This is a genomic window from Streptomyces sp. Q2 (assembly GCF_056820935.1).
Window position 1 is genome coordinate 20,725 of record NZ_JBXEJE010000072.1, and the last position, 12,326, is coordinate 33,050.

Annotated in this window: 10 protein-coding genes and 1 pseudogene; 6 read left to right on the plus strand and 5 right to left on the minus strand. The window is 70.5% G+C overall.

Annotated features, from left to right (window positions below; all coding sequences use genetic code 11):
- Positions 1 to 31 precede the first annotated feature (31 nt).
- Together ACWBNA_RS45205 and ACWBNA_RS45210 are read right to left on the minus strand one after the other, a co-directional pair.
- A complete protein-coding gene (locus tag ACWBNA_RS45205) occupies positions 32 to 1,033 on the minus strand; it encodes a pentapeptide repeat-containing protein (RefSeq protein WP_482710428.1) in 1,002 nt (333 codons plus the stop codon).
- A 270-nt stretch (positions 1,034 to 1,303) separates the two neighbouring features.
- Positions 1,304 to 1,434: pseudogene (locus tag ACWBNA_RS45210) on the minus strand (AhpC/TSA family protein); the annotation flags it as partial.
- Between the two features lie 294 nt (positions 1,435 to 1,728).
- On the opposite strand from ACWBNA_RS45210, the gene ACWBNA_RS45215 reads away from it, so the two are divergent.
- A complete protein-coding gene (locus ACWBNA_RS45215) occupies positions 1,729 to 2,433 on the plus strand; it encodes a DUF6215 domain-containing protein (RefSeq protein WP_482710429.1) in 705 nt (234 codons plus the stop codon).
- A gap of 328 nt (positions 2,434 to 2,761) precedes the next feature.
- On the opposite strand, the gene ACWBNA_RS45220 is transcribed toward ACWBNA_RS45215, so the two are convergent.
- Positions 2,762 to 4,420, minus strand: coding sequence for an amidohydrolase (locus tag ACWBNA_RS45220; protein WP_482710430.1), 1,659 nt, complete (start codon positions 4,418 to 4,420; stop codon positions 2,762 to 2,764).
- 20 nt (positions 4,421 to 4,440) lie between these two features.
- Positions 4,441 to 5,940, minus strand: a complete 1,500-nt coding sequence (locus ACWBNA_RS45225) for an APC family permease (protein WP_482710431.1) — start codon at positions 5,938 to 5,940, stop codon at positions 4,441 to 4,443.
- Between the two features lie 162 nt (positions 5,941 to 6,102).
- Here ACWBNA_RS45225 and ACWBNA_RS45230 point away from each other — a divergent pair, with 162 nt between their 5' ends.
- Positions 6,103 to 6,798, plus strand: coding sequence for a TetR/AcrR family transcriptional regulator (locus ACWBNA_RS45230; protein WP_482710432.1), 696 nt, complete (start codon positions 6,103 to 6,105; stop codon positions 6,796 to 6,798).
- An 86-nt stretch (positions 6,799 to 6,884) separates the two neighbouring features.
- Here ACWBNA_RS45230 and ACWBNA_RS45235 read toward each other — a convergent pair whose 3' ends face one another.
- On the minus strand, positions 6,885 to 7,304 hold the full coding sequence (locus ACWBNA_RS45235) for an arsenate reductase ArsC (protein WP_482710433.1): 420 nt from the start codon (positions 7,302 to 7,304) through the stop codon (positions 6,885 to 6,887).
- Between the two features lie 310 nt (positions 7,305 to 7,614).
- Between ACWBNA_RS45235 and ACWBNA_RS45240 the strand changes: the two genes are divergently transcribed.
- The 4 genes from ACWBNA_RS45240 to ACWBNA_RS45255 all read left to right on the plus strand — a co-directional run bounded on the left by ACWBNA_RS45240 (position 7,615) and on the right by ACWBNA_RS45255 (position 11,975).
- Entirely contained in the window at positions 7,615 to 7,923 is a 309-nt protein-coding gene (locus ACWBNA_RS45240) for an ArsR/SmtB family transcription factor (RefSeq protein ID WP_482710434.1), read from the plus strand.
- On the plus strand, positions 7,920 to 9,023 hold the full coding sequence (gene arsB, locus ACWBNA_RS45245; RefSeq protein WP_482710435.1) for an ACR3 family arsenite efflux transporter: 1,104 nt from the start codon (positions 7,920 to 7,922) through the stop codon (positions 9,021 to 9,023). The genes ACWBNA_RS45240 and arsB overlap by 4 nt, the downstream gene beginning before the upstream one ends.
- 340 nt (positions 9,024 to 9,363) lie before the next feature.
- Positions 9,364 to 10,752, plus strand: coding sequence for an NAD(P)-binding domain-containing protein (locus tag ACWBNA_RS45250; protein WP_482710436.1), 1,389 nt, complete (start codon positions 9,364 to 9,366; stop codon positions 10,750 to 10,752).
- The gene (locus ACWBNA_RS45255) at positions 10,749 to 11,975 is read left to right on the plus strand and encodes an MFS transporter (RefSeq protein ID WP_482710437.1); all 1,227 of its coding nucleotides are present in this window, start codon (positions 10,749 to 10,751) and stop codon (positions 11,973 to 11,975) included. Before ACWBNA_RS45250 ends, ACWBNA_RS45255 begins: the two co-directional genes overlap by 4 nt.
- The last annotated feature ends 351 nt before the right edge of the window (positions 11,976 to 12,326 follow it).

Consider the following 12,326-nt stretch of genomic DNA (forward strand, 5'->3'; position numbering starts at 1 on the left):
CCCTGCCCGCACCCGGGCTGGAGGGCGTGCATCACGGCTTCTTCCCCGTGTGCACTCCACGTGCCCCTTCGAAGATCGCGCCCGACAGCCGCGCGCCCGCCAGTTTCGCCCTGGTCAGGTCGGCGTTGCTCAGGTCCGCATGGGTCAGGTCCGCCCTGCGCAGGTCGGCTCCGGCCAGGTCCGCGTCAGTGAGGTCCGCGCCGGTCAGGACCACGCCACGCAGGTCCGCGGCGCTCAGGTCCGCGCCGATCAGGGACGCACGGGTCAGGTCGGCGCTCGCATCGGCCTCGCTGGCTTCGTTGTTTTCTTCGGCTCGGCTCAGGTGCGCGCCGTGAAGGTTCGCTCCGCCGAGGTCCGAGCCGGTCATGTCGGCTGCGCCCAAGTGCGCGTTGGTCAGAATCGCACCTCCGAGAAATGCTTGCCGGAGGTCCGTTTCCCGCAGGTTCACGCCGGACAGGTTCGCGTCGTCGAGGGACGCGCCGAAGAGGTCGAAATTCTCGAGACCCGCGTCGCGCAGATCCGCGCCGGTGAAGTCCGCGAAGCGGAAGTTGCTGCGTCTGGGCATGCCGCCTTCTGTGAGCCCCACTTCGCGCTCCAGGCCGCGCAGATCGACGCTGCTCAGGTCAACTCGGTACAGCGGCTCCCCGTCCTGGGTCACCTCCCGGTCGGCGGACCGGTTGCCCAGCACGGCAACCACAGCCTCCACGTCGGTAGGGGGTCTGTATTCCTCTGCCGGCTTGAAGCCACCCACCGGAACGGGAGCGTGCCGGCGTACGAACGCGGACAGCACCGAGACGACAGTGCGCTGATCTCGAGAGGAGTCCTGCATGATGCGTTGCAGGGCGTAGATCCCGCCCAGGCGGACATCCAACGACGCGGATCCCAGATTGGTGATCGCGGCGTTGAACCGGGTGGTGATCTGCCCCTGCTCAGAAATCTGTAGGTCTGTGTTGGTCTGCTCGACCGACATCCAGGTGAACAGCAGGGCGACGAGTGCAGCCAGCCCCGGCAGTGTGGACGCCGCCAGCGCCACCCACGTCATTCTGTCGATACCGGTGTCGCGGCCCGGCTCGGCCGGAAGCTCCGATGTCGTCGACGATCCCTGGTGGCCCGTCGATGTGCGATCCGGCGGAGTTGTGCGGCGGCAGACGGCTCGGTCATCCCCTCATGACATACCAGGCAGTAGTGCCCCTTTCTCCGCCACGCTGTCGTGGCACTCGATCGGGACTGTCCGGACGTCCACGTCGGTTCCGGCCAGCCGGCCGGGTGTGACCGGCCCTGTCCTGCTTGCTCGCTTACGACGGGCTGCCAGTTCGTCCGGCAGGTCAAAGGCGAGTCCGTACTGCTTGGCGGTGTCGGATCCGAGATCGCTCAGCACGTCGAAGGCCGGCTCGTGTTCTCGGCGAGGGACAGGGACTCGTCGGAATCTGCGGGGAGGCACAGGGGATCGTCGCGGCGGCGATCAATGCGGTGACCGGCAGGACAGGAGCCTGATGCTTGGGGCCCTCCGTGGCTGTTCGGGAGGTGTGACCTACAGGGTGCCGTTGGTTTGGGGCAGGTGCGGCATGTGCCGGCTGATCCGGTGGGAAGGAGCGGTCGGTCCGTGGCGTGTTCCCGCAGAGGGTCGCTTCCCCGTGATCGGATCAACCGCTAGGCTCCCCCAGCGCGCGCGTCCGTCGCGTGCCGGGGGACGAGTCTGAGCAGGGAGTACCGGGGGTAATGGGGGACATGGCCGAGGAAATCGTCGCGCCCGAGAAGGGTCCGAACGCATGGGCTCAAGCCATCACGGCGATCGTCCTTGCCGGGGCGCTCGGGGGCGGGCTGTACGTGATCCAGAAGAGCGACGCCGAGGCTGCCGACAAACCGGCGACCTGCTCGCCCGACGACGAGGACCAGAAGGCGGCCAAGGAGGCGAAGGCGGCGCAGCGCGTCTCCGGGACGGACCTGTGCACGGCGCTGAACCGCGTGGAGCTGCCGACGCTCCTCGGCACGCCGCGGGAGCATGCGCTGACCGCCTACGGCAGTGACGGCTCGGTCGAGACGGCGGGCGGCACCGAGATCCCCACTCCGGAGGGGACCGTCCAGCTGGACACCTACACCGTGCAGCTTTCGCGGTCCTACGACGACCTCCCGATCGCGGGAACGGAGGACCTGCTGAACGAGGCGGAGAAGAAGACGATCCTGGGACACCCCGCGGTGCTCTACTCGGGCCAGACGTTCGCCATCCGCTTCAACCTCGGCGGCGGCAAGTCCGACACCGGCCCCGGCGGCATCACCCGCAGCCTGCTCGTCGCCCCGGACACCAAGGACGGCGGCGGATCCTACGAACTCGCCATCTGGCGTCAGGACGAGGTGCGGCCGGACGACACGGCACTGCTGCGCATCGCGCAGGAGGTGCTGCCCACGGTCCCGGGCTGGACGACCGCCGGCTGACGGCAGGCCTGACGACGTCGTACGCCGCCTGACCACGCCGTTGACCACGCCGAAGGCCGGCATCCTCGCAGGGCGTCGGCCCAAGCGGCCGCTACCGCCGGAGGCCGGAATCAGCGGTACGGCGTTGCTGGTCGGCGGGCCGTGGGCCGACGGCACCCGGGCGGGCCGACTTGGTCGCAGGGGCGGGCGTTGTCCGTGAAGTCGGTTGTGCCGTCAGGTCTGCAGGCGGAAGAGAGCGAGTGCCTCGCAGCTGTGGACGCGTGGCAGTACGACCCGGGCATGCGGGTTTCGGTCGGTCGAACCGGTGGGTGCGCCGGCGAGTGCCCTGTCAGGCGTCGGGGGCCGCGTATACGCGTTCGCCGTCGACGAAGGTCTGCAGGACACGAGTGGCGGCGATCTCCTCGGGCGGGGCCGTGAACGGGTCGTGGTCCAGGACGACCAGGTCGGCGAGCTTGCCGACGGTGATGCTGCCGGTGGTCTCGTCGAGGTGGTTCACATGGGCGCTGCCGGCCGTGTACGCGGCGATGGCGGTCTGCAGGTCGATGCGCTGCTCCGGCAGGAAGACCGGGGTGCCCTCGGGCGCGCCGGGGGCGATTCGGTTGACGGCGACATGGATGGCCTGGAGGGGGTCCGGGCTGCTGACCGGCCAGTCGCTGCCCGCGGCCAGCGTGGTGCCGGAGCGCAGCAGGTCGCCGAACGGGTACTGGCGTCGCCCGCGTTCGGTGCCGAGGAAGGGCAGGGTCAGCTCGTCCATCTGTGGTTCGTGGGCGGCCCACAGTGCCTGCAGGTTGGCGGTGGCTCCCAGGGCGCGGAAGCGCGGGATGTCGTCGGGATGGACGACCTGGAGGTGCGCCAGGTGGTGGCGGGTGTCTCGCCGGCCGTTGACGGCGCGGGCGGTCTCCACGGCGTCGAGTGCCTCGCGCACGGCTCGGTCGCCCAGGGCGTGGAAGTGGACCTGGAATCCGAGAGCGTCCAGTTCGGTGACGTACTTCCTCAGCTCGCCGGGATCGACGAAGCTGATGCCGCTGTTGTCGGAGGCGCAGCCGCAGCCGGTGAGGTACGGGTCGAGCAGGGCGGCGGTGTGGTTCTCCGCGATGCCGTCCTGCATGATCTTGACGGTCGTGGCGCGGAACCGCTCGCGACTCAACTCCTCCCGCCGCTGGACGAGTTCGGGGATCTGTTCGGCGCCGCGGGCACGGTCCCACCACAGCGCGCCGATCACCCGGGCCGTGAGCAGACCGTGGTCGAGGGCCGCGTGGTAGGCGGAGGCCGGGTCGGTCATGTTGGTGTACGCGCCGACGATGGCGTCCTGCCAGGCGGTGACGCCGTAGGAGTGCAGTACGGCTTGGGCGCGCAGCAGAGCGGTGAGTTGTTCCTCGGGCCCGGGGTCGGGCACGAGTCGGGCCACGAGGTTGGCGGCGCCTTCCTGGAGCATGCCGGTGGGGTTGCCCGCGCTGTCGCGTTCGATGCGGCCGTCGGCGGGGTCCGGAGTGCGGGCGTCGATGCCGGCGCGTTCGAGGGCGCGGGTGTTGGCCCAGGCGCCGTGGTGGTCACGGTTGGGGAGGAAGACCGGCCGGTCGGGGACGATCGCGTCGAGCAGGGCGGCGGTGGGGGTGCCGCCGGTGAAGGCCTCCATGGACCAGCCGCCGCCGGTGATCCACTCGGCGTCGGGGTGCTCGTCGGCGTACGCCTTGACGCGACGCAGATACTCCGCCGGGTCCGTCGTGTCGCCCAGGTGGCAGAGGCCGAGTTCGATGCCCGCGCCCTGTGGGTGAACGTGAGCGTCCTGGAAGCCGGGCAGCAGCAGGCGGCCCGCGAGGTCCACGATCTCGGTACGGGGGCCGATCAGTTCGTGGACCTCGTCGTGGCCGACGGCCACGATCCGCCCGCCGCGCACGGCCACCGCGGTGGCGCGGCTGCGTGCGGCATCGACGGTGTGAACGGGTCCGCCGGTCAGTACGAGATCGGCGGCCGGAGGGAGGGACATGGGGTTGGTCTCCAAAGGGGTCAGACCGCCGTGCGGTCCATGGGCAGGGTGAGGACGTCGGCGTCGGTTCCGCGCCCGGTGGTGAAGTAGGGAGAGCGGCGGACGTACTTGGCGACGGCCGCCATGAGGAGCCCGGCGAGGACGATGGCGGCGGGCACGGAGAACATGAACCAGCCGTTGTCGGGACTGAGTTCGAAGTGGTCGCTCATGGTCAGGTAGGAGTAGCCGAGGTATCCGCCCAGACCGAGCAGGACCGCCCCGGAGAGCGCCGGCACGGCGACCGCGAGCAGTGCCTCGCGCGGCCCGTCGTGTCGTGCGGCGCGGAAGCGGACGGCGCAGGCGAGTGCGGTGAGGCCGTAGTAGAGGGCGACGACCAGACCGATGGCGTTGACCGCGGCCAGCAGCATGTCGCTCAGTTTGGGGATGGCCAGGGCGAGCAGGGCGATGCCGGTGGCGATCGACATGACGATGACGGTTCCGGCGGCGGGGGTGCCGTACCTGGGGTGGATCCGGGTCCACACCGGCCCCATCGTGCGGTCGCGGCCCATGGCCAGCAGGCCGCGGGCGGTGGGGATGACGGACGACTGGACGGAGGCGACGGCCGAGAACATCAGGGCGAGCAACGGCAGGCTCGCCCACGGCTCGGCTGCCAGCTTCGCCCCGAGGTACGGCAGGGCCTGCGGCCCGTTCTCGATGAGTTCGGGCAGGCTCATCTCGCGTTGGAAGGCGACCGACGCGAAGAGGAACAGGCCGAGCATGGCGAACAGGGCGATGAAGCCGCCGCGGGCCGAGTCTCCCGGGCTCTTGGTCTCCTCGGTGACACTGAACGCCGCGTCCCAGCCCCAGAAGAAGAACACCGCGAGAACCAGGCCCTGGGCGAAGGCGGTGCTGCTGGAGATCTCGAAGGGGTTGAACCAGGACAGGGAGAACTCCTGCCGTCCGGTGACCAGCGCCCAGGTGCAGAAGACCAGCAGGACGGCGTACTCGAAGACCAGCAGACCGAACTGGAGCCGGGTGGCGCTGCGCACGCCGGTGACCGCCAGGACGGTGACCGCGGCGAGGACCGCCAGCCCGACGCAGGTGCTCACTGCGGTGGACGACGGGTCGAGGGCGATACCGGCGAGGCTGTTCAGACTGGTTTTGTTGGCGAGGATCAGGACGACCGAACCGGTGACCGCGCTGGTGTAGGCGAGGAAGATCATGGTGCCGACGACGGTGACCCAGCCGGTCAGGAAGCCAGGCCAGGGGCCGAGGGATGTGCCGACCCACGTGTAGCCGTTGCCGCAGTTGGGTTCGGAGCGGTTGAGACGGGCGTAGGCGGTGGCGATGCCGAGCACGGGGAGGAAGGCGAGCAGGAGCAGGGCCGGGGCCTGGAGGCCCACGGTGGCGGCGATGGCTCCCATGCCGATGGCGATGCTCGTGGTGGCGGCCGTGCTGGAGGCGGCGATGGCGACGCCGTCGACGACGCCGAGGGAGCGGCGCAGGTCTGCGGACGGGCCGCCCGAAGGGATGGATGACATGGCGGGGCTCCTCGCGAAGAGGGAGGAAGGCGGGAGGGAAGAGCCGTGCGGAGATGTGATGGAACAACGGACGTCCACCTACCGTCAATGCTGTTGACATAAGGACCCACCGACCGTTCACTGAGCGGGCGCAGTCCGTCGTGTGGCAGGAGGAAGCCCGGCATGCCGACCCGAGTCCCGCAGGAGCGCAGGCGCCGTCGTCCCACCCGCTCAGGAGTCCTGCTCTCCGAGGACCTGATCGTGGAGACAGCCCTGCGGCTGATCGGCGAACACGGCCCCGAGGGGCTCAGCGTGCGTCGACTGGGCACCGCGCTCGGCTGCGACCCGACCGCGCTCTACCGCTACTTCCGCGACACCGACGATCTGTTGCTGGCCATCGCCGACAAGGTCATCGGGGACGCCATGCGCGGGTTCACGCCCGGTCCCGACTGGGTGGCGTCGCTGCGTGAGATGGCGCTGCGGGTGCGCGCCGGATACCTCGCCCATCCACGCGCCGCGGCCATGGCCTCGTACCGCGTCACCCGTCGCGCGAACGAGATCCGCGCGGTGGAGACCGGAGTCGGCCTGCTGCTGTCGGCGGGCTTCGAGCCGCGCCGTGCCGTGCGCCTCTACCTGGCGTTCATCGACACCGTCCTCGGCCACGCGGCCATGGACGCGGCGTGCCTGGCGCTGCCCCGGCACCAGCGCGAAGCCGACCACCAGGCGTGGGCGGAGGTCTACCGGACGGTGAACCCCGAGGAGTACCCGACGCTGGCCGCGGTGCGCGAGGAGCTGGACGCCATGGTGGACAGCTCCTTCGAGGAGGCCGTGGAGTTGCTGCTGACCGCCCTCGCCGCGAGCGCTCCGGCGGGGCAGTAGCCGATGACGATGACGATGACCTCGTTTACTTCACCTCTGCTGGTCACGCCCCGCGCGCCACTTCGGCACGCGCGCCACTTCGCCGCTCACGCCCCCTGTGTGGCGTCGATCTCGGCGATCAGGGCCGCGACGCGGATCTTGATCTCGTTGCGGATGGGCCGTACGGCTTCGACGCCCTTGCCCGCCGGGTCCTCCAGGGCCCAGTCGAGGTACTTCTTGCCGGGGAAGACCGGGCAGGCGTCGCCGCAGCCCATGGTGATGACGTAGTCCGATGCCTGGACGGCCTCGGTGGTCAGGAGTTTCGGCTCGGCGTCGGCGATGTCGATGCCGACTTCCTTCATGGCCTCGACCGCGGACGGGTTGACCTGGTCGCCCGGGATCGAGCCGGCGGAGCGGACCTCGACCCGGTCGCCCGCGAGGTGGTGGAGGAATCCGGCGGCCATCTGTGAGCGGCCGGCGTTGTGGACGCAGACGAACAGCACGGAGGTGAGCGGGCTGGAGGACATCGGTTCTTCCTTCACGACGTGGTGGAGCGTTGACGCGGGGAGTCGGGGCTCAGGTGCCCGGCGGTGATGCGAGCAGTGTGGTGGTACGGGCGTCGAGGGCGTCGATCTCGCCACGGATGCCGACTGTCCCGTGGCCGCCCCCGAGGGCGCCCCGATCGCTGTGGTGCGCCGTACCAGCGGAGGCGACAGTGACGCGGTCCGCTGTCTTCTCGGCGTTGCCGGTCTGAGAGCAGGTCAGGATGTTGCATCAGCTTGGAGTGATGTCAGCTTGGAGTGATGTCATTTCGGGGTGATGTGACAGTATCAGTCCATGATGACGTCAGTCGACACTGATCTGATCCGGGTCCTGGCCGACCCGCTCCGGCTTCACATCGTGACCCTGCTCGCCCGCGAGACGTTGTGCACGACCCACCTGGTGGAGGAGACCGGCGCAAGGCAGACCAACCTCTCCAACCACCTGAGAGTGCTGCGCGAGGCAGGGGTGGTCGAGACGGAGCCGTGCGGGCGCTTCACGTACTACAAGCTGCGCCCGGACGTCATCGCATCGCTCGCCGGACGGTTCGCCGACCTGGCCGAGTCCGCCCGTAACGCCGCAGACAACAAGAGGGCTTGTCCGTGACCCGCACCGAAGTACCCGCGACCCCCGACGATTCGGTCGTTGCGAAGCTGTCGACGCTCGACCGCTTCCTCGCCGTCTGGATCCTCGCCGCCATGGCCCTGGGCCTTGGACTCGGCCGTGCCGTCCCCGGCCTGAACGACGCCCTCGCCAAGGTCGAGATCGGCGGTATCTCGCTGCCCATCGCCGTCGGTCTGTTGATCATGATGTACCCGGTCCTGGCCAAGGTCCGCTACGACAAGCTCGACGCCGTCACCGGTGACCGCAAGCTGATGATCTCGTCGCTGGTCATCAACTGGATCGTCGGTCCGGCCGTCATGTTCGCGCTGGCCTGGGTCTTCCTCCCGGACCTGCCCGAGTACCGCACCGGCCTGATCATCGTCGGCCTCGCCCGCTGCATCGCCATGGTCATCATCTGGAACGACCTCGCCTGCGGCGACCGCGAGGCCGCGGCCGTCCTCGTGGCCCTCAACTCGGTCTTCCAGGTGCTGGCGTTCGGCCTGCTCGGCTGGTTCTACCTCGACCTGCTGCCCGGCTGGCTGGGCCTCGGCGACGGCGATCACCTGGACATCTCCATGGGGAAGATCGCGCTGAACGTCGTCATCTTCCTCGGCGTCCCGCTGCTGGCCGGCTTCCTCACCCGCCGCCTGGGCGAGAAGAAAATGGGCCGGGAGTCCTACGAGTCCGACTTCCTCCCGAGGGTCGGCCCCTGGGCTCTCTACGGCCTGCTCTTCACGATCGTCATCCTCTTCGCCCTGCAGGGGATGACGATCACTTCGCAGCCGCTGGACGTCGCGCGGATCGCTCTGCCGCTGCTTGTCTACTTCGCGGTCATGTGGTTCGGCACGTTCGCGCTCGGCAAGGTCATCGGCCTGGCCTACGACCGCACGGCGACCCTCGCGTTCACCGCGGCGGGCAACAACTTCGAGCTGGCCATCGCGGTCGCCATCGCCACCTTCGGCGTCACCTCCGGCCAGGCACTGTCCGGCGTGGTCGGACCGCTCATCGAGGTGCCGGTGCTCGTGGCGCTCGTCTATGTGTCGCTGGCCTGGCGCAAGAAGTTCACCGCGCCCGGGCCGGCCACCGGGGGCGCGGCCCGCTGACGCACTGCCGCAGCTGAGGCACCGCCATCAGGCTCCGGCAGTCCATCCCTAACTTCGACATACGTCTATGTTGACAGTCGTCGATATGAGTGGCAGGCTCCAGACATAGACATTGACAGACATCGAAACAAGGCATGGTCGTGACTACTCGACACCGCACCGCTTCCACGGCAGCCCGGCGCCGCCGTACGGCTCGTCACCTGGCCGGGGTCAGTTTCCGCGACGCATTTGCCCAGGTCTGCGACAGCTCCTGCCGAGCCACGGCCCCACAGCGGCGCACGCAGTCCGCACCCTCCTTCGCCCGCTGATTCGTCCCACCCACTCAGGGAGACCGACCACCATGAGCGAGCAGCAGTTCCCCGTCGTCGTCATCGGAGCCGGCCCCGTCGGCTTGGCCGCGGCCGCCCACCTCGTCGCGCGCGGCATCGATCCCGTGGTCCTGGAGACCGGACCGGTCGCCGCCTCCGCTGTGCGTGAGTGGAGCCACGTGCGCCTGTTCTCCACCTGGGGCGAGGTCATCGACCCGGCAGCCGAAAAGCTGCTCGCCCCGACCGGCTGGACCAGGCCGGACGCCACCGGCTACCCCTCGGGCGGCGACTGGGCCGAGCGCTACCTGCAGCCGCTGGCCGATGCCCTGGGCGAGCGCGTCCGCTACGGCATCCGCGTCACCGGCGTCTCCCGCGCCGGACGCGACCGCATCGTTGACGCCGACCGCGACACTCAGCCCTTCGTCCTGCACCTCACCACCGCCGACGGCCACGAGGAGCGGCTCTTCGCGCGTGCCGTCATCGACGCCTCCGGCACCTGGACCACGCCCAGCCCGGCCGGGGCCAGCGGACTGCCCGCCCTCGGGGAGAAGGCCGTCGCCGACCGCGTCACCTACCGTGTGCCCGACCTCAAGGACCCGGCCGTCCGCGCCCGTTACGTCGGAAGGCGCACCGCCGTCATCGGCTCCGGTGCCTCCGCCTTCACCGCGCTCGCCACCCTCGCCGACGTCGCCCGGGACGAGCCCGGCACCCACGCGGTGTGGGTGCTGCGGCGCGGCATCAGCGGCTCCACGTTCGGCGGTGGTGAAGCCGACCAGCTGCCCGCCCGCGGCGCCCTCGGCCTCGCGGCCAAGGCGGCGGTGGACAACGGCTACGCCGACGCCGTCACCGGCTTCCGCACCGAGGCGATCGAGCGGGCGGCCGACGGGCGGCTGGTCCTGGTCGGCGAGGACGGCCGACGTCTCGACCCCGTGGACGAGGTCATCGTGCTCACCGGCTTCCGCCCGGACCTCTCCTTCCTGTCCGAGGTCCGCCTCGGCCTGGACGAGCGCCTCCAGGCGCCCGTCGAACTGGCGCCGCTGATCGACCCCAACCAGCACTCCTGCGGCACCGTCTACCCGCACGGCCACAGGGAGCTGTCCCACCCCGAGCACGGGATCTACCTGGTCGGCATGAAGTCCTACGGCCGCGCCCCCACCTTCCTCGCCATGACCGGCTACGAGCAGGTCCGCTCCGTCACCGCGGCGATCGCCGGCGACTTCGAGTCCGCCGACCGCGTCGAACTCACCCTTCCCGAAACGGGTGTGTGCGGCGGCGCCGGCCTGTTCGACGACCCGGCAGCCGGACAGGCCGACGCCGGCGGCTGCTGCGCCCCGGCGCCCGCGCTCGTCCAACTCGGTGTCGGTGCGCCCGCCGCCGCTGTCGTCGAGGAGGCGTCGGCGGGAGGCTGCTGCGGCTCGTGACCAGCCCCAGCACCTTTGAACAGGGAGCCGCGACCGGAACCGGCGACCGGTCGCGGCCCCGTGCCGCCCTGCCCGCCCTCTGCCTGACGCAGATCACCAGCTGGGGCATCGTGTACTACGCGTTCCCCGTGCTGAACCCGCAGATCACGCACGCCACCGGGTGGCCGACCGGAGCCACCACGGCCGCGTTCTCCCTCGCCCTGCTCGTCTCCGCCATCACCGGGATCCGCGTCGGCCGCGTCATCGACCACCGCGGGCCGCGCGCCGTGATGACCGCCGGGTCCGCCCTCGGCGTGCTGAGCCTCCTCGTCATCGCCACCGCCCCGAACCTGCCCGTCTTCGTCGCCGGCTGGCTCCTGGCCGGGGTGGCGATGGCGTCCACCTTCTACCAGCCCGCCTTCGCCGCCGTCACCCGCTGGTGGGCCCCGGACCACGTCCGCGCCCTCACCGTCGTCACCCTCGCGGGCGGCCTCGCCTCCACCGTCTTCGCACCTCTGACCGCGGCCCTCGCCGCGCACCTGTCCTGGCGTGCGACATACGCCGTGCTCGCCCTCGTGCTCGCCGCCGTGACCATCCCCGCCCACGCCTTCGCACTGAACGTTCCCTGGCCCAAGGCGCCACCCGCCCCCGCCCACATCACCGGGGGTGCGGAGAAGGTGTCCCGCAGCCGCCCCTTCTGGATGCTCGCCGCGGCCCTGACCCTCTCCGCGTTCACCGTCTCCGCCGTCGTCGTCGCGCTCGTGCCCCTCCTCCTCGGCCGTGGCTACTCCACCACCGAAGCCGCCTGGGCACTCGGCCTCGGCGGCGCCGGCCAAACGCTGGGCCGCACCCTGTACGCGACCATCGCCCGCCGCACCGCGACAACCACCCGCACGACCGCACTGATCGCACTCGGCGCGCTGACCACAACGGGCCTCGCGCTCGTACCCGGCCCCTACGCCCTGCTGGTCGCCCTGTCCGTCGCGGCGGGGATGGTCCGCGGCAACCTCACCCTCCTCCAGGCCACCGCCGTCACCGACCGCTGGGGCACCACCCACTACGGCCGCCTGTCCGGACTGCTGGCCGCGCCCACCACGGCGGCCTCCGCACTGGCACCCTTCGCCGGCGCCGCCCTGGCCACGGCACTGGGCGGCTACCCCCATCTGTTCGTAGTTCTGGCACTGATCGCCGGACTCGCCGCCCTGGTCTCCTTGGGGACCGAACCGCGCGCCGGCCGCCTCTGAAGCCATGACGGGGCGTGGCCGGATGACGGGGCACGAGCGGTGCTGTGACCGGGCTCTGAACGGCCGTCAGCGGTCCGGCACCGAGCCCGGAACGACGGGTGGGTGCCGGACCGCTGGGCGCGGATCGGGCGAAGGCGGTCGGCAGTCGAAGGGCTCGTGGCCGCTGGGCAGCGGAGCAACCGTGACCGCAGCCAGGCGCAGACGGCCTCACCGCCCACCGGACCGGGACCGGAGTCTGGTCCCTGCCGCCCTTGCCGTCCGCGACGACTCGCCTAGGACTTGTCCGGTCGATCATGTGACCACTCCGTCTCTGGGTCGTTGATGTGGACATGGGGCGGGGTGATCTGAGTG